Source organism: Oleiharenicola lentus (assembly GCF_004118375.1).
GTDB classification, from domain to species: domain Bacteria; phylum Verrucomicrobiota; class Verrucomicrobiia; order Opitutales; family Opitutaceae; genus Lacunisphaera; species Lacunisphaera lenta.
In genome coordinates this window covers 3,130,322-3,147,314 of sequence record NZ_SDHX01000001.1, presented here as the reverse complement: position 1 = coordinate 3,147,314, position 16,993 = coordinate 3,130,322, and the positions used below count along the sequence as shown (strand labels likewise).

At 64.8% G+C, this 16,993-nt stretch carries 13 protein-coding genes; 5 read left to right on the top strand and 8 right to left on the bottom strand.

Annotated features, from left to right (window positions below):
- Nucleotides 1–594, bottom strand: coding sequence for a lysophospholipid acyltransferase family protein (locus tag ESB00_RS12990; RefSeq protein ID WP_129048109.1), 594 nt, complete (start codon nt 592–594; stop codon nt 1–3).
- A gap of 1,231 nt (nt 595–1,825) precedes the next feature.
- Here ESB00_RS12990 and ESB00_RS12985 point away from each other — a divergent pair.
- The 3 genes from ESB00_RS12985 to ppc all read left to right on the top strand — a co-directional run bounded on the left by ESB00_RS12985 (nt 1,826) and on the right by ppc (nt 8,591).
- Nucleotides 1,826–3,097 (top strand): D-arabinono-1,4-lactone oxidase, encoded by a 1,272-nt coding sequence (locus tag ESB00_RS12985; RefSeq protein WP_129048108.1) that lies wholly within the window; start codon nt 1,826–1,828, stop codon nt 3,095–3,097.
- A gap of 60 nt (nt 3,098–3,157) precedes the next feature.
- Nucleotides 3,158–5,758, top strand: coding sequence for an ATP-dependent helicase HrpB (hrpB, locus tag ESB00_RS12980; protein WP_129048107.1), 2,601 nt, complete (start codon nt 3,158–3,160; stop codon nt 5,756–5,758).
- Between the two features lie 79 nt (nt 5,759–5,837).
- Entirely contained in the window at nt 5,838–8,591 is a 2,754-nt protein-coding gene (gene ppc / locus ESB00_RS12975) for a phosphoenolpyruvate carboxylase (protein WP_129048106.1), read from the top strand.
- Nucleotides 8,592–8,702: 111 nt separating this feature from the next.
- Here ppc and ESB00_RS12970 read toward each other — a convergent pair whose 3' ends face one another.
- From ESB00_RS12970 to ESB00_RS12950, 5 genes are read right to left on the bottom strand one after another with little or no spacing between them, the layout of a single operon-like run.
- Complete coding sequence (locus ESB00_RS12970) at nt 8,703–10,349, bottom strand: adenylate/guanylate cyclase domain-containing protein (RefSeq protein ID WP_129048105.1); 1,647 nt, start codon at nt 10,347–10,349, stop codon at nt 8,703–8,705.
- Nucleotides 10,346–10,726, bottom strand: a complete 381-nt coding sequence (locus tag ESB00_RS12965) for a response regulator (RefSeq protein ID WP_129048104.1) — start codon at nt 10,724–10,726, stop codon at nt 10,346–10,348. The genes ESB00_RS12970 and ESB00_RS12965 overlap by 4 nt, the downstream gene beginning before the upstream one ends.
- Nucleotides 10,727–10,759: 33 nt before the next feature.
- Nucleotides 10,760–13,096: a response regulator gene (locus ESB00_RS12960; protein ID WP_129048103.1), complete on the bottom strand. Its 2,337-nt coding sequence runs from the start codon at nt 13,094–13,096 to the stop codon at nt 10,760–10,762.
- 46 nt (nt 13,097–13,142) lie between these two features.
- A complete protein-coding gene (locus tag ESB00_RS12955) occupies nt 13,143–13,799 on the bottom strand; it encodes a hypothetical protein (protein ID WP_129048102.1) in 657 nt (218 codons plus the stop codon).
- A gap of 31 nt (nt 13,800–13,830) precedes the next feature.
- Nucleotides 13,831–14,265, bottom strand: coding sequence for a DUF4442 domain-containing protein (locus tag ESB00_RS12950; RefSeq protein ID WP_129048101.1), 435 nt, complete (start codon nt 14,263–14,265; stop codon nt 13,831–13,833).
- Between the two features lie 96 nt (nt 14,266–14,361).
- Here ESB00_RS12950 and ESB00_RS12945 point away from each other — a divergent pair, with 96 nt between their 5' ends.
- On the top strand, nt 14,362–15,033 hold the full coding sequence (locus tag ESB00_RS12945) for an energy transducer TonB (protein WP_129048100.1): 672 nt from the start codon (nt 14,362–14,364) through the stop codon (nt 15,031–15,033).
- A 21-nt stretch (nt 15,034–15,054) separates the two neighbouring features.
- Here the strand turns inward: ESB00_RS12945 and ESB00_RS12940 are convergent, their stop codons facing one another.
- Entirely contained in the window at nt 15,055–15,438 is a 384-nt protein-coding gene (locus ESB00_RS12940; RefSeq protein ID WP_129048099.1) for a response regulator, read from the bottom strand.
- 74 nt (nt 15,439–15,512) lie between these two features.
- Nucleotides 15,513–15,878: a PaaI family thioesterase gene (locus tag ESB00_RS12935; RefSeq protein ID WP_218938744.1), complete on the bottom strand. Its 366-nt coding sequence runs from the start codon at nt 15,876–15,878 to the stop codon at nt 15,513–15,515.
- 208 nt (nt 15,879–16,086) lie between these two features.
- Between ESB00_RS12935 and ESB00_RS12930 the strand changes: the two genes are divergently transcribed.
- Nucleotides 16,087–16,983: a ParA family protein gene (locus tag ESB00_RS12930; RefSeq protein ID WP_129048097.1), complete on the top strand. Its 897-nt coding sequence runs from the start codon at nt 16,087–16,089 to the stop codon at nt 16,981–16,983.
- Nucleotides 16,984–16,993 lie beyond the last annotated feature (10 nt).

The following is a 16,993-nucleotide window of genomic DNA, read 5'->3' as shown; positions in this document are numbered from 1 at the left end:
TCAGGCGGCGAGCTGCTGCACCGCGGCCCGGGCGCGGGCCAGAAAGGCGGCCTTGTCCTCACCCTCGGCGAGCGCCAGGGCCGGACCGACGGACAGGCTCCCGAGCAGCGGCACGGGCAGGCTTTCGCCTTTCGGCAGGATGCGGCTCAGGTTTTGCAGATAGACCGGGATGAGCGCGATGCCCGGCTGGGCCCGGGCGAGGTGATGCAGGCCGGATTTGAATTCCTGGATCGCCCCGTCGGGGCTGCGCGTGCCCTCGGGAAACACGATCAGCGAATCGCCGGCCGCGAGCGCGGCGGTCATCGCCGCCAGCGGATTGTTGGCGACGGTCACGCGCTGGCGCTCGATGAGCACGGCGTTGAAGAAACCCTCGGCGATGCGCCGGCGCAGTTTTGTCTTCTCCCAATAGTCGCGTCCGGCCACCGGACGGGTGCGGGCCCTCACGGTCGCGGGCAGCGCCGCCCAGATGGCCACAAAATCCAGATGGCTGGAATGGTTGGCGAAGAAGATGGCCGGTCCGGCGGGCAGGGCTTCTGCCGGCAACAGGCGGACGCCGCAGACGACACGAACCAACCAGGCGACGAAATCCTTCATGGGCGCGCCATTGCTGACCGGGCGGGGCAGGGGAGTCAACGGTCTGCCTGCCTGGCGGCGATCCGAGCTCGCGGGAGAGACAGTCAGCGCGCCGGGCAGGGGTAAAGCCGCAGGTTCCGGGTATCACACGCCGGCCCGGCGCGCTGAAAAGGGGTCTCTATAAAAGCAAAGAGGCCCGGCCACCTTGCGGTGACCGGGCCAGATTTTGGGGGTGGGCGCTCGCCACGCGCTCTTTCCCAGTCGCACAACGTTGGGCGCCTCGCTTTCGCGGGCCGTGTGCTCCCCGACGCTACTCTACGCGGCAGGCGCAGGTTTCGGTCTCATAGCGGGACCGTTCCGGCCATTTCTGCTCCGGAATTTGTCGAGTGAGGCCTCTACGCCCGGTTCGGCGTCATCTGCCGATGACTCGCTCGCCGGACGGGTGTTGGCACGCCTGCAACAGTGCATTTCGCGCCAGCACCTTGCCACGGGGACGGCCCCGGCTTTTGGCCGGGCGTTGGCCCCGTGTAACGGGTCTGACCTCTTACCTCTCAGGTTGCTTTCGATTTGCAGTTGGGTGACGCGGTTTTCGCGCCGCCCCAAGGAGGAGGTTTTGCGAGCTTTGCCAGACTCGCCCGCTCCCCGTCGTGCCGCGCCCGTTTCGCGCCCAGCCTTGCGGGCCGGGCCTTTTGGTGGGGTGGACCCACCGGAGCACTGCACAACGTCCTGGTGATACAGTAGCAACCACAACCCTCTGGGTAACTGCATGGACGCGGGGCCTGAAACTGACCCCGGATCTGACCCGGCTCGGACGCGGTTTCTAAGTTCGCGCCTCGCCGCACAGTTCCATGTTCGCATTGCTGGACCGGGTGCGACCCCGGCCAGAGGAACTGGTGACATATGCCTGCATGCGGCTCGCGCCGCAGAGGGGAGCCCGGCACCAGTTGCCGTGCTCCTTTCCCCGGTTGCCCGGGATTATCCCAGTCGCGCTCCCGTCGGTTTTTTCATGCCGCCGTGCTGCGACTGTTCTATCAAGGAACGGTGAAAAGATGCATCCGCCCCGGGCGAAAGTCACGGGGTTCTTCCTCCCATCTTATTCACGCCGGCTGGGTGGATTTTGCTCCGCGGATACGGTGAATAACTTGTGCCCGCGCGTTTGCTCGCGGGTTATTCACATGTTCGACGAACGGCCGCCCTTTGCGCACTTGCGGTCCGGGGCGTAGGGGAGACAGATGAGGATGTTTTCCGCTGCATGAAACTCCCCGATTGGCACCGGCACAACTGGTCCGGCCACCTTGACTACCGCGCCGCGCGTTTTCACCAGCCCACCTCCGTGCCCCAAGTGCAGGCTCTCGTGCGCGACGCCGCGCAGGTGCGCGTCATCGGCTCGCGGCACTGTTTCAACGACATCGCCGACACGACCGGTGATATGCTCTGGCTCGGTCACCTGGATGTCCCGGTTACGATCGATGCAGTCCGCCGCCGGGCGGTCATCCACGCGGGGATGACCTACGAGGCGCTCTGCCCGCAGTTGCAGGCGGCCGGTTTTGCCCTGCCGAACCTGGCTTCGCTGAAACACATCACCGTCATCGGTGCGGTGACCACGGCCACGCACGGATCCGGTAACGCATTCGGCAATCTTGCGACGGCGGTGGTCGGCATGGAGTTCGTGAATGCTGCGGGCGAACTTGTCGAACTGACCCGCGAGCGCGACGGCGACACGTTCCGCGGCGCGGTCGTCAACCTCGGCGCGCTCGGCGTGGTCACGCGCCTGACGCTCGACTTGGAACCGGCCTATCTGGTGCAGCAGGACAACTATGAGCGGCTGCCCTTCGCCGACGTATTCGCGCATTTCGACGAGATCACCGCCGCGGGCGACAGCGTGAGCCTGTTTCCGACCTGGCAGCACGACTGGGTGGACACGATGTGGGTGAAGCGGCGCGTGCCGAACCTGACTCCCGAGCGCGTGCCCGACCGGATCTTTGGGGCGGCTCTGGCATCCGCCCAACCCTCCGGTGCGCCGCCCACGGACCGCACGCTCACGCCGTTTGCCAAGCCGGGCATCTGGCACGAGCGCCTGCCGCACTACGAACTCCACGATCCCACCGGACTGGGCAACGAGTTGCAGAGCGAGTATTTCATCCCGCGCCGCCATGCCGTTTCCGCCATCCGGGCGGTGTTGGCGCTACGGCAGGAACTGGCACCAATTTTGGGGCTGTCGGAAATCCGCACCATCCGCGCCGACGATCTCTGGCTGAGCTCCGCCTACGGGGAGGATGCGGTCGGCATACATTTCAACTGGCAGAAGAAGTGGGTCGGGATCGAGCCGTTCCTGCCCGTGCTGGAAAATGCGCTGGCACCCTTCGGCGCCCGCCCGCATCTCGGCAAGCTGTTCGCCATGTCCGCCGAGCGACTCGCCGAGGTTTACCCGCGCTGGCGTGATTTTAGCGACCTCGTTCGTCGCTTCGATCCCACCGGCAAGTTCCGCAATCGTTTCGTGGAACGCTGCGTTCTCGGGGCCTGAACAGATTGGCGAGGCTTGGCCTTGCGCAAGGCGACGGGTTGGTCTTATCAGTCGCCTCTTATGCCTGAGCCGCGCGACCTGCCCATCTATGAACTCGAGGACCGCATCGTCGCGGCGGTGCGGGCGCAGGGTCGGCTCATCGTGCAGGCGCCGACCGGATCGGGCAAATCCACGCAGGTGCCGCAGATGCTGCTCCATCACGGGCTGCTGGGCCAGGGCGAGGTCGTGGTGCTCCAGCCGCGCCGGCTCGCCGCCCGGATGCTGGCGAAGCGCGTGGCCGAGGAGGTGGGCACGCGGCTGGGCGACGTGGTCGGCTACCAGATCCGGCTGGATTCGCGGGTGTCGGAGCAGACGCGCATCCGCTTCGTGACCGAAGGCATTTTGCTCCGGCAGATGTCGTTTGATCCGACGCTGCGCGGCATCAGCGCCATCGTGTTCGACGAGTTTCACGAGCGGCATCTCTATGGCGACATTTCGTTGGCACGAGCCCTGCAGATCCAGCAGGCGCAGCGACCGGACCTGAAGATCGTGGTGATGTCGGCCACGCTTGATACGGTGCAGCTCAAGGGTTACCTCGCGCCGTGTGAGGTGCTGACCTCGCAGGGCCGGACGTTTCCGGTGCAGGTGGAATACCTGTCCAAGTCGGTGGATTTCGAGCACGACCCTGTGTGGGCGGTCGCCACGCGCGAATGCGAACGCGTTGCCGCGCGCACCACGGGCGACCTCCTTGTCTTCATGCCCGGGGCCTACGAAATCAGCCGCACGGTGCAGGATGTGCAGGGTTCGCATGCGCTGCGCGGGTTCGTGTGCTTTCCGCTGCATGGCGAGCTGCCGCCGGACCAGCAGGACCGCGCCGTGGCGCGCTACGACACCCGGAAGATCATCGTCTCGACCAATGTGGCCGAGACCTCGCTCACGATTGATGGCGTGACCGCGGTCGTGGACTGCGGCCTCGCGCGGGTCGCCCGCTACGATCCGCACCGGGGCATCAACACGCTGCTCATTGAGAAAATTTCCGTGGCGTCATCCGACCAGCGGGCCGGCCGCGCGGGGCGCACGGCGCCGGGCGTGTGCGTGCGGTTGTGGACGGAGAACGAGCATGCGCGGCGTCCGTTGCAGGAGCTGCCCGAGGTGAAGCGACTCGATCTCGCCGAGGTGGTGCTGACGCTGAAGGCCGCGGGCATCGACGACATTGCCAACTTTCCCTGGCTGGAGAAACCCGAGCCGAAGTCGTTGGAGCGCGCCGAAACTTTGCTCGAAGACTTGGGCGCGCTGCACCTAGCCGGGTTGGAGCGCAGCGACAACGTGGACCACGCTTTCGCCGGGACGGCTCAAACGCGGCTACTGAAGATTACTCCCGTCGGCCGGAAGATGCTGCGTTTCCCGATGCATCCGCGTTACGCCCGCATGTTCCTCGCGGCGCAGGACTACGGCTGCGTGCGCTCGGTGGCGCTGATGGCGGCGTTGACGCAGGGGCGGAATTTTCTCCTGCGCAACGTGGACAAGCGCACGCAGGAGGCGCGCGACGACCTCTTTGGCGAGGAACATGAGTCCGACTTCTTCCTGCTGATGCGGGCGTGGCGCTACGCGGACAAGGCGAACTACAATGCCGACGCCTGCCGCCGGCTGGGCATCCACATCCAGGGCGTGCGGCAGGTCGGACCGCTCTACGAACAGTTCCTGGAGATTGCGCAGGCGGAGAAACTGGACGTCGCCGAGAAGCGCATCGACGGCGTGGCGGTGCGGAAGTGCGTGCTGCTCGGCTTCAGCGACCACCTGGCACGCCGCCTCGACCAGGGCACCCTGCGCTGCGAACTCGTCCACAAGCGGAAGGGCGTGCTCGCCCGCGAGAGCTGCATCCAGGAGGCCCCGCTCCTCGTGGCGGCCGAAATCACTGAGATCGAGAGCCGCGGCGAGGTGAACACCCTGCTCAATCTTTGCACCGCGGTGGAGGAGGCGTGGCTCAAGGAGCTTTTCCCCGAGGATTTCAGCGATGCCGGCGGCGTGACCTACGACCCGACGATGCGCCGCGTGCTGGCGCGCAAGGAGCGGAAGTTCCGCGACCTCGTGCTCGAATCCAAACAGACGGCCGAGGAGCCGCCGGACGGCGAGGCCGCGGCGATTCTGGCCCGCGAGGTCATGGCCGGAAACATCGTGCTCACCGAATGGAACGAAGCCGTCGAGCAGTGGATCGTGCGGGTGAACTGCCTGGCCAAGTGGTGGCCGGAGCTGGAGGTCAACCCGATCACCGACGCCGACCGCGCCACGCTGATCGAGCAAATTTGCTACGGCAGCCACGGAGCCCGTGAGCTGAAGGACAAACCCGTGATGCCGGTCCTGCGCGACTGGCTGCTGGCCGAACAACTGGCCGTGCTCGACGATTACCTGCCCGAGCGGCTGGTGATGGCGAACGGCCGCAAGGCGCGCCTCACCTACCACAAGGAAGGGCCGCCAGTGTTGAGCGCGCGGATTCAGGAGCTTTACGGCGTCAGCTCGAAGTTCACCCTTGGCCATGGGCGGGTGACGGTGAAGATCGAGGTCCTCGCGCCCAACCAACGCCCGATCCAGGTAACCGACGACCTGAGCAATTTTTGGAAGGAACAGTATCCCAAGATCAAGCCCGAGCTCAGCCGCCGTTACCCCCGTCACGAGTGGCGGTGAACGGCGGAGGGTTATGACATCGCGGGGGTGAAAATTTCGCTTCCGCCCCGGCACAGGAACTGCGTATTTCACCCTTCCGATGGCGGTCACCACGCACCACGCCCTGGATCAGCACGCCAAGCTTCGGGCCGAGATTCGCAGTCTCGGCGCGACGCTGGGCCAAACCATTGCCATGCTGGAGGGGCCGAGGACCCTCGAGCTGGTTGAATCGCTCCGCACGCTTGCCAAGAGCAGCCGGGCCGGGGATGCGGCCGCCGCGCGCGAGCTGGCGCAGGCCGTGGGCCGGCTGACACCGGCAGAGGCCTTCAACCAGGCCATGGCCTTCACCCTCTACTTCGAGCTGGTGAACCTGGCGGAGGAAAATTTCCGCATCCGCCTGTTGCGGGAGCGCAACCAGCGGCATCGCAGCGCGCTGGCGGCCGGGCATGCGAGCGACCCGATGCGCGAATCCATCGAGTCCGCCATCATCGAACTCAAGCAGGCAGGCGTTTCCGGCCAAAAGATGCAGAAGCTCGTGCGTCAGCTGGGAATCGAGCTGGTGTTCACCGCGCATCCGACCGAATCCAAGCGGCGGACGATGCTCGAAAAACTTTCCACCCTCGCCGGGATCCTGCGGGCGCACACGTTGGAGGAGATCCAGCATGCGCCCGATGATGTGCGCCGCGAGATCGTGTCGCTTTGGCTGACCGACCGCAGCCGCACCGAACGGCCCGAGGTGGCCGACGAGGCCCGGACCGGCTTGTGGTATTTCGACCGCACGCTCTACCAGCTGCTGCCCCGTTTGCAGGCCGACCTCCAGGAAGCGCTGAACCGGCACTACCCGGGAGTGCGTGCGCCCAACCGGTGGCTTTCGTTCGGCTCATGGATCGGCGGTGACCGCGACGGCAATCCCGGGGTGACGGCCGAGGTCACGGCGCAGGTGCTCCGGATGAACCGGCGCATGGCGGTGAAGAAGCTGGCCGACCTGCTGTACCGGCTGGCGGGTTCGCTGACCGTTTCCGACCGGCGCGCCCGATTTTCGCCGGCCATCCGGCGGCTGGCCGAGCAATGCCGGGCCTCCTCCAGCCTCATGGCCACGGTGGGTCAGCGGTATCCACGCGAGCCCTATCGCATCATCCTGAGCAGCCTGCGCGAACGCCTGTTGGCCCAGGCCGACGCCGACCTGCTGGAGCTTTCCGAAGGCGACCCGTTGCGCGAGACCACCGCGACCGTGCGGGCGGTGCTGGCGCAGATCGAGGCCGACCTTCTGCACGACCGGGGCGCGCCGCTGGCCAACGGCGAGTTGCGCGATGCGATTGCGTGCGTGGATGTGTTTGGCCTCAGCACTGCGCGGCTCGACTTGCGCCAGCACTCCGGACCGCATGCCCGCGCGGTGGCGGAACTGCTGGAGCGCCCCGACTACGAGCAGCTGTCTGAGGAGGAGAAACAGGGTTTGCTGGCCGTCGCGCTTCGCACGGCCGAGATTTTGCCCGCGGGCCGGGTGGCCGCCCTGTCGCCGGCGACCCGCACCGTGATCGAACCGCTGCGGCTCGCGCTCCGCGCCCAGCAACAATACGGGGTGGATGCCCTGGGCATCTACATCATCAGCATGACCAACGGGGTCTCGGACCTGATGGAGGTGATGCTGCTGCAAAAGCTGGCGGGGGTGCACCTGCCCATCGCGCCGCTCTTTGAGACCCTCGACGACCTGACCAACGCGCCGTCGATCCTGAGCGCGCTGTTTTCCCACCCGGCCTACGCCGGGGAGCTGGCCCGGAACCGACGGCACCAGCATGTCATGCTGGGCTATTCCGACAGCAACAAGGACTGCGGCTACCTCACGGCCAACTGGGCGTTGTTCCAGGCCCAGGATGCGATCATGCGGGTATGCCGGCAGCACAAGATGCGGGTCACGCTGTTTCACGGCCGCGGCGGCAGCATCGCGCGGGGTGGCGGTCCCGCGGCGAAGGCCATCCTCGCCCAACCCGTCGGGCTCAAGGATGGTGGCATCCGCGTGACCGAACAGGGCGAGGTGCTTTCCACCCGTTATCACGATCCCGACCTCGCCCACCGCGTGCTGGAGCAGATGGCCTATGGCGTTCTGCTCGGCTCCAACGAGGCGCAGCGCGGCTCCCAGCGCGTGCCCATGCGCTGGCTGAAGGCGATGGAGCAGATGAGTGCCGCCGCGCTCGCGGCCTACAAGGCCTGCGTGCACGAGGACCCGGAGTTCCTCACGTTCTGGCGGCAGGCCTCCCCCATTGACGAAATTAGCGAGCTCAACTTCGGCTCCCGCCCGACCTACCGCCGCACCGGCAGCGTGAGCGTGGCCGACCTGCGCGCCATTCCGTGGGTCTTCTCCTGGATGCAGAGCCGCTTCAATTTTCCGGGCTGGTATGGCCTGGGCAGCGGCCTGCACGCGGTGCTGGCCCGCAAGGGCGGCGCGAAGCTCCTGCATGAAATGTATCAGCGCTGGCCGTTTTTCCAGACGATGATCGACAACGCCCAGCTCACGCTGTGCAAGGCCGACATGTCGATCGCGCGCGTTTATGCGGGGCTGGTGGAGGACGAAGCGCTGCGCGAGCGCGTCTGGAGCCGGTTGTCGCACGAATTCCATCTCACGGAAAAGACGATGCTCGCGGTGACGGGCCAGGCGCAGCTGCTGGAGAACGAGCCGGTGCTCGCGAAGTCCATCAAGCTGCGCAACCCCTACGTGGACCCGTTGAACTACCTGCAGGTGGAGATGATCAAGCGTCGCCGCGTGCGGCGGGTGAGCAAGCCCGACCGCGAGGGTATCCGTGCGGTGCTGGAGCTGACGGTCAACGGCATCGCCGGTGGCCTCAAGAACACCGGTTAAGCGCCCGTCGGTATAACACTTCGCTCCAGCGGCGGTCGGTGGGTTTCTGCCGCTGCAATTTTGGCGCTTGCGCGGGGCGAGATGCGGAGAACTTCGGGGCCGCGCCGCCGCTCACCCGATTTTGCGCACCAACAGGTAGGTGGGCATCGGCTGCGAGTTCTTGATCGGAATCACGCCGACCGGTTCGAAAACGTATTTGCCCTCCAGCAGGTGCTTGGTCGCCTCGGATACCTGGATGTGGCCGGGTTGGCCGTGGGATTCCATGCGGCTGGCGATGTTCACGGTGTCGCCCCAAAGGTCGTAGGCAAACTTGCGCGTGCCGATGATGCCGGCCACCACGGGACCGCTGTTCATGCCGATGCGGATGCTCCAGTCCACCTGATGGCGGCGGTTGAACTGACGCACCGCCTCGAGCATTTCCATCGCGGCGGCCGCGCAGGCCTCGGCGTGATCCGGACGGATGATCGGGACGCCGCTGACGAGCATGTAGGCGTCGCCGATGGTCTTGATCTTCTCCAGATCCATCTGCTCCGCGATGCGGTCAAAGCTGGAGAAAAATTCGTTGAGCAGCTGCACGGTGCGCTGCGGCGACTGCTTGGAGGAAATGCGGGTGAAGCCGACGATGTCGGCAAAAAGCACCGTGGACTCGATGAAGCTGTCCACAATGGTGCGCTGACCGGCCTTGAGGCGCTCGGCAATGGCCTTGGGCAGGACGTTGAGCAGCAGGCGCTCGGACTTCGCACGCTCAACCTGCAGCTGGGTAAGGAAGGCCTGTTCCTGGTCGCGCAGGCGCTTTTTTTCCAGCGAGGCGGTGATACGGGCCCGGAGGATGACGGGGTTGAAGGGCTTCGGGACGTAGTCCTCGGCTCCGGCCTCGATGCAGCGCACGGTGCTGTCCACATCGTCAAGGGCGGTGAGCATGATCACCGGCAGGTGTTTGAGCCGGGGATCTGCCTTCATGAACTCGAGCGTCTGGAAGCCGTCCAGATCGGGCATGAGGATGTCGAGGAGGATGAGGTCGAAGCTGCTTTCCTTGAGCCGGCTGAGGGCTTCGCGGCCGGTCGCGGCTTCGGTCACGTCGTAGCCCAGCTTTTTGAGCCGGCGCACCAGCATGTCACGATTGAGGTCGTCGTCATCCACCGCCAGCAGGCGGGCGCTGGGCATCGGCTGGTTGGAGATGCCGAAGTCCTGTTGGGTGGCCGGCTGCAGGAGCGTGGGGCTGAGGGCGGTGGCGGGCTCCTGCGTTTCGTCGACGGGTGAGTTGCTCTGCCCGTAGCCGGCAAGGGCCGACGGGTCGGTGTTGTTGGCCAGGGTGAGGAGATTTTCCGCGGCGCGCAGAATTTTCTCCAGATCGCGGATGGCGTCGGTCTGGCCGAGGGTCCGGGCCTGCTCGATGCACTGGCCGGTCACCGTGATGACGCCGCTGAGCGGCGCCTGGAGATTATCCTGAAGGGCGGTGAAGTTTACCTTGCCGGCCTCGATTTTCCAGGCGGCCAGGGCGTCGTTGATCAGCGCGAGCAGCTCACCGCCACCGGTGTGGATGCGCTGCAGGCTGGGCAGGATTTCCCCGCGGCCGGTTTCCTCGATGGATTCCATCAGGAGCTCGCTGTAGCCGATGATCTGGTTCAACGGCGTGCGCAGGGCATGGCGCAGCTTGGAAAGACCCTCGTGGTCGCGGGTCTTCAACGCCTTCAGCAGCGGCGTAAGGGTGAACGGATGGCCGGAGCCTTCCGCCGGACTGGGCCCGGAACCACTCATGCCTTGGGCGGGAACTTCTTCAGGAGTTCCTCGATCTTGAGCAGGAGGCGGTTGAGCTCCACGGGCTTGGTGTCGAAGTCGTCGCAGCCGGCCTCAAGCGCCTTTTGCCGGTCGCTTTCCATGGCATGGGCGGTGAGAGCGATGATGGGTATGCCCTTGGTGGCAGGGTCGGCCTTCACCTGGCGGGTCGCATCCCAGCCGTCGAGCACGGGGAGGGACATGTCCATGAGGATGAGGTCGGGCGACTCGCTTTTGGCCATGGCCACGCCAGCGCCGCCATCGACCGCGATCGCGAGGGTGTAGCCGCGTTTCTCCAGGCGGCGGGAAAGCATGTCGCGGTTCATTTCGTTGTCTTCAACCAGAAGAATCTTGGGCATGGGAGGAGCGGGTTAATAGGTGGACGTTGGGGATCAGGAGGCGATGACCGGGGTCGCCTTTTTCAAGGCGGGTCTGACGTGAGCCAGCAGGTCCTCGCGGCTGAACTTGCCCTTGGCGAGGATCGCCACGGTGCGGGGAGTGAGATAATTGCGCATGTCGGCGGTGAGGTCCATGGACGTGATGATCACGACGGGGATCTTGCTCCACACCGGATTCTTGCCGAGTACTTCCAGCAGCTCAAAGCCATTCATGCCGGCCATCTGGAGGTCGAGGATGATGACCGCCGGGGCGCCGAGCTTGAGAATGCGCAGGGCCGCGTTGCCGTTGATGGCGGCGCGGGAACTGCAACCCTCGGCGTCGAGGATGCGGGTGATGAGCGTCCGCGAGTCGGCGTCGTCCTCGACCAGCAGCACAAAGTTCGGCGGCAGCGGGGCGAGTTGGGCGGCAATCTCGGCGGTGAGCTGGCGGGCGTCCACCGGCTTGAACAGCACGGCGGCGGCACCGAGCGACATCGCCATTTCGAGTCCGCTGGCGGCGCTGAGAATGATGACCGGGGTGTCGGCCAGCGCGGGCTTGTGCTGGAGCTTGGTGAGCACGGTCCAGCCGTCCATGCCTGGCATCATCAGGTCCAGGATGATCAGGTTGGGCAGCATCTGTCCGGCAAGATCCAAGCCCTGCTGGCCGGAGGCGGCGGTGAACACCTCGTAACCGCTTTGGTCGAGAATGTCGGTGATGACGGAGCGGATGTCCTTGTCGTCATCGACGACGAGGATCTTGGGGCGCTTCTCATTGGGGAACGGCGAACGGGTGAGGCGCGGGCTGCTCTGGTTGACGACCTTGGGCTTTTTCGCCGCGACGGTGGCCGGCAGCCGGATGGTGAAGGTCGAGCCGACACCGGCGGTGCTGGTGACGGTGATGTCGCCGTTCATCATCTGCGCGAACTGCTTCGAGATCGCCAGGCCGAGACCGGTGCCGCCATACTTGCTGGCGGTGGATGCGTCAGCCTGGCTGAAGGCTTGGAAGAGGCGCGAGAGCTGTTCGGGCGTCATGCCGATGCCGGTGTCTTTGACCGCATACTCGATGCTCTCGTCGTCATCCACGCGGCGGACCTGGAGGGTGATGGTTCCCTTCTCGGTGAACTTGCTGGCGTTGCTCATCAGGTTGAGGAGCATCTGGCGCAGCTTCGTGGCGTCGGCGTGCATCGTCCCGATGTCGGGCGGGCAGTCGAGGGCGAGCGTGTTGCCCTTCTTGGCGATGAGCGGCTGGGCGGTGGCGATGACCTCGTTGACGATTTTGCTGATCTCGAAGTTCTCGAGGAACAGCTCCATCTTGCCGGCCTCGATCTTGGAGATGTCGAGCACGTCGTTGATGAGGCCGAGAAGGTGGCGGGCGGCGTTGAGGACCTTGTCGAGATCCTCGGCAGTGCGGGTGTTGCCCTCGTCCACGGCGTCCTCGCGCAGCATTTCGCTGTAGCCGATGATGGCGTTGAGCGGGGTGCGGAGCTCGTGGCTCATCTTCGCGAGGAAGCTGCTCTTGGCCTTGCTGGCCTCCTCGGCGTCCTTGACGGCCTTGGCGAGGAGCTTGGTGCGGTCCTCGACGCGGGCCTCGAGAGTGCGGTTGGCTTCCTCGAGCTGGTCCTTGGCGCCCTCGGCGAGGGCGCGCGCATGCACGATCTCATCCGTCTTGGACTGGATGGTCCCGAGCATCGAGTTGAAGGACTCGATGAGTTCGCCGATCTCGCCGCTCGCCGTGCTTTCCACGCGCTGGCTGTAATCGTGGGTGCGCTCGACGGAGGTGGAGACCTGCGCGAGTTCGGTGATCGGCTGGGTGAAGCGGCCGCCGAGGCGAAAGGCGACCGTAATGGCGAGAAAGGCGGCGGCACCGAAGATGATAACGGCCACGCGCAGCAAGTTGCCAAAGCGCGCCTGCTCGGCCTCGCTCAACTCGGCCTTGAGGTAGAGGAGGCCAAGGGAGCGGTTGCCGGAGGTGATGGTGGTCCAGGCGACCGAGCGGTGGCTGTCAAAGAGCCGGGTCACACCCTTGGGCGGGGGCGGGATAACTTCGTGCGCGCCGAAGCGGACGTAACGGGCGAGAAGTTTGCCATCGGGGGAGAACACCGCGGCGGCGGCAATCTGGGAATCCACACTCAGCACGCCAAGGGGCAGGTCGGTGGCCTCGGGATTTTGTTCAAGCAGGGGCACCAAGTTGCCCGTCAGCAGAAACTGGGTTTTCTCCAGCCGGGTTTGGATTTCGTCGTTAAACTGCCGTGCGTCGTAGAGATACAACCCCACCAGTGCGAGCGACAGCGTCACACCGCAGATCATCAAAATGAAAAGAGTCAGCTGCCAGCGGAACGAGAGGCTTTTCACGTGAGGGAGAGGCAACGTTGCTAAGGCTGTGCATTATCCCGTAAAGTCAACGAGATAGCTCAGTCGGCGGCGTGTGCTCACGGTAAGTCAGCTCGAGTTCCTCCCCGGTGGGGATGAAAAAAATCCGGCCGGTGAACCGTGAGCTGAGTCCGGTCAATAGACTGGGACGGCCGGTTGCCGGGGGCGAAAAGCGGGCTTCGACGCGGAGCTCGGTCATTTTGACGCCAAGGACCGGGGAATACGGCTCCTTGAGTTCAAGCACGTAGGCGCTGACGTGGGGGATGGTCTTGTCCACCTTGAGCACCAGTTTCAGGTGGCCGAGCATCTTGTCGGGACCGACCGAAGTCTCCCGGAACGCGCTGGAATATTCGGCGTAAGTGGCATCCTCACGCACCAAGGTGAGGCTGCCGGGCTCGATGTCGGCCCGCTCGAAATTCGCCTGCATGCCACCGGGGGCGGCGGCCCGGGCGCGGCGGTATTTTTCCAATTCGTCAGGGGTGGGCGGGCGGCCCTCGGTTTCGAGCAAGGTCCATTGCGCTGCCGGCGGAAGCGCGGGGTCGAAGCGCTCGGTGAGAGCGCGGCCGTGGCGGACGGTGGTCAGGGTGTAGGCCCAGCCGGCGGGCACGCCGGTGTTAAAGCCCTCGAGCGCGGTCCGCAGGTAGGCGGGTTGTTGCCCCGGCAGAGCGACGAAACCAAGCAGCATCGCCAACCCCGCCATCAACCGGCGCAACGGGTCAAAGCAGGGGTGGGGGCACCCGGGAAATAAACCACTCGAACTTGCCATGAAAGGTCAGCGTGCCGGTGCGATCCTTGAGATCAATCAGGATCACGGCATTCGTGCGGCCTCGGTCGGCGAGTTCGGTCAACAGGTGGGCGGCGGTGGCTTCATCGGGCCGGCCGAAGGCCAGCAGGTCGCCGGTGGCGGGCTTGCGGTATTTGACCTCGACGCCCCGCACCACGGCAAAAACCTCGCCGACGGACGCGCCGTAGCGCCGTTGCAGGCACTCGGCGCTGGCGGCCTCAGCCAGCGAGAACTGGGCGGCGGCATGCATCGTGCCCAGGTGGTTATGGAGCAGGTCGGTGAAGGGCAGTTCAAGCAGGTGCTCCGCATCCGGCGGGGCGTCGCGCAGTCCGAGGGCGCGGCTGAAGGCAAGGTCGGTGGCTTTCACCGGAGCGAGCCTTCCTCCGGGAATTTCATGAGGCAACGCCGGAATGGTCTAAGAAAATTCGCGCCGGCCCGTGGTTAGGCAAGGAGGCACACCCCTATGAACACCCAAAGCTTCGGACTGCCAGTCATCATCGCAGCGGCCTTGCACGGCGCGCTTTTTCTCATCTCGGCCGAACCGGAAGTCGTCGTTATCACGCCGCCGACCAAACTCGTGCCCATCACCTTTACTCCCATTCAGGAGGAGCCGGTCGCCACGCCGCCGGATGACACCGACGGAAAGAGTCCCGTCTCGAGCGCATCCGCCAGCTCCCTGCCCAGCCTGCCTGACGTCCCAGCGCCCCTCATCAATCCCGGCGAAGTTTTCACGGTCCCCGTCACTCCTTACAACCAGAGCATCGATCCGGTGAAGGATCTTCGCGGTGTGACCGGGTTGCCGGACGGAAACCGGATTGGCGATGGCCCCGTTGGGTTCCCCTCGATCCCCGGGGTGGACAAGCTCGACCGCATGCCGCGGGCCGTGGCGCAACCTTCGCCCAATTACCCCGAGATGTTGCGCCGCGAAGGTGTGAACGGTTCAGTGACGGTGGAGTTTGTGGTCGGCACCGACGGGCGAGTTGTCCAGGCAGAGGCCGTGAAGTGGAGTCGCCGGGAGTTCGTGGAACCGGCGGTTCGCGCGGTTTGGCGCTGGCGCTTCGAGCCCGGCACCCAGCACGGTCGCAAGGTGAGTTTCCGGATGGCCGTGCCGATGGAGTTCACCGCCGCCGAGTGAACCCGGCGACGGGGGGGGAAATCAGCCTGCGCGGGCGTGGACGAGGCGGTTGACGCGCTCGACCAGTTCGTGCGGGCTGAACGGCTTCGTGAGATAATCCAGCGCGCCCAGCTCGAGACCGAGGTTGCGCGAGTCGGGCGAAGACCAGGCGGACACGATCACAATCGGTATGGTGGCGGTCTGCGGATCGCGGCGGAGGATCTCGCACACCCCGAAGCCGTCGAGATCGGGGAGCATCAGGTCGAGCAGGATGATATCCGGCCGGTTCGCGCGCACGGCATGGATCGCTTCCCAACCGTTCGCGGCGGTGGTAACTTCATGGCCCGCCCGAACCAGATGATATTGCATCAGGTCGGTGAGCTCGGGTTCGTCATCCACGGCGAGGATTCTGGCACGATTGGGCATCGTGCTGACAGTGACTGGTCCAGGTTACGGAAACGTACGGGCCGCGTGACGATCAGGTAACGAAACACCACCCCTCACCATTGATGGTAGGCGGGGTGGCCTGGCTTGACCGCGACAAACACTCCCCGGCAGTTCGCGCGGATTTTCCCATCGCTGGATAGTTCGGCTTCTATGATGGTTCGATCCGTGAGGACTTCCTTGGCGCTGGCGCGCAGAGTGACCGGCAGATGCAGAGGAGTGGGTCGGAAGAGCTTGATCGCGTATTCTGCGGTCACGGTGCAGGGCGGGCTGGCAAAGCCACTTTTTTGCATCAGTTCCCATGCCGCAGTCCAATTGCTGTGACAATCCAGCAAGGCTCCGATGATGCCTCCGTTGAGCATACCTGGGAAGGCTTGATGGCCTTCGTTGGGCTGCCATTCGGCCACGACGCATTTATCCACGACGAAACTACGAAGGCGCAGTCCCGTGGGATTGGCCGGACCGCACCCGAAGCATTGGCTGTAGGGGGCGAATTGTTCTTGGAGGCAAGGTTTCAACATCAGCGGAGCAGGGCCATTCGAGGGTAGGATTCAAAACCCCAACTTAGTAAGATTTTTAACTGGCACAGCTTGCATCCTTTGCCACATTGTGCCCACATATAACCCACCAATGGCACGCAAGATAGCCTTCCTCAATTACAAAGGCGGTGTCGGCAAGACCTCCTTGATCGTCAACACGGCGGCCAGCCTCGCCCGACGCGGAATGCGGGTGTTGCTGATGGATTTCGATACGCAGTCGAACGCGAGTATCTGGCTGCTCAAGCTGGAGCGCTGGAACAAAATCAACGCCACCGGCACAGGTTCGGTGTATTCAATCTTCGACCCGGGCACCGCCCGCCTGAAGGACATCGTCATCAAGGATGTGGTCGAGGGCAAGGACGGGGAAAAGCTCCTTCCCGGGCTGGATCTGATTCCCACGACCTTCAACCTCGTCGATCTCGAGGGCGAGTATAAGCCCGATCCCAAGCGCCCCTCCTACGTGATCTTCCAGGAGCAGCTCGCCGAGATCGAAAACAACTACGACTTCATTCTCTTTGATTGTCCGCCGAACGTCCTGCGCGCCTCGCAGAACGGCGTGTATTGCGCGGGTGAGATCTATGTGCCTTCCAACCCCGATGCACTCAGCCTGATCGGTTTCACGCTCCTGGTTGAAAAGTTGCTCCGCTTCCAGCAGTCGTCCGCCAGTTTCCGCACCACGGCGATGGGCCCGGCCTCGCAGGTCTATGGCATCGTGTTCAACTCGATCAAGGCCAACACCGACATCGAGGTGCCGAAGATGCGCATGCAGCTTCGTCTGAACCAATTCAAGACGCAGAAGCGCGGTTGCGCGCCCGCGGCCAAGATCTGCACCACGCAGATCCGTGACGCCATGATCGTGCGCCGCGCGGTCACCCTGGGTCTGCCGGTCTTCCTCGTGGGCACCGAAGGCAACGACGAGGACAGTGTCGCCAACGATTATCTGAAGCTCGCGAACGAGATCATCGAGAACGCCCCGCCTGCCTCCTAAACCATTCCGA

Coding starts and splice junctions, on each gene's coding strand:
- ESB00_RS12990 (WP_129048109.1), bottom strand. CDS start 594: ATGAAGGATTTCGTCGCCTGGTTGGTTCGTGTCGTCTGCGGCGTCCGC.
- ESB00_RS12985 (WP_129048108.1), top strand. CDS start 1,826: ATGAAACTCCCCGATTGGCACCGGCACAACTGGTCCGGCCACCTTGAC.
- hrpB (WP_129048107.1), top strand. CDS start 3,158: ATGCCTGAGCCGCGCGACCTGCCCATCTATGAACTCGAGGACCGCATC.
- ppc (WP_129048106.1), top strand. CDS start 5,838: ATGGCGGTCACCACGCACCACGCCCTGGATCAGCACGCCAAGCTTCGG.
- ESB00_RS12970 (WP_129048105.1), bottom strand. CDS start 10,349: ATGAGTGGTTCCGGGCCCAGTCCGGCGGAAGGCTCCGGCCATCCGTTC.
- ESB00_RS12965 (WP_129048104.1), bottom strand. CDS start 10,726: ATGCCCAAGATTCTTCTGGTTGAAGACAACGAAATGAACCGCGACATG.
- ESB00_RS12955 (WP_129048102.1), bottom strand. CDS start 13,799: ATGCTGCTTGGTTTCGTCGCTCTGCCGGGGCAACAACCCGCCTACCTG.
- ESB00_RS12945 (WP_129048100.1), top strand. CDS start 14,362: ATGAACACCCAAAGCTTCGGACTGCCAGTCATCATCGCAGCGGCCTTG.
- ESB00_RS12940 (WP_129048099.1), bottom strand. CDS start 15,438: ATGCCCAATCGTGCCAGAATCCTCGCCGTGGATGACGAACCCGAGCTC.
- ESB00_RS12930 (WP_129048097.1), top strand. CDS start 16,087: ATGGCACGCAAGATAGCCTTCCTCAATTACAAAGGCGGTGTCGGCAAG.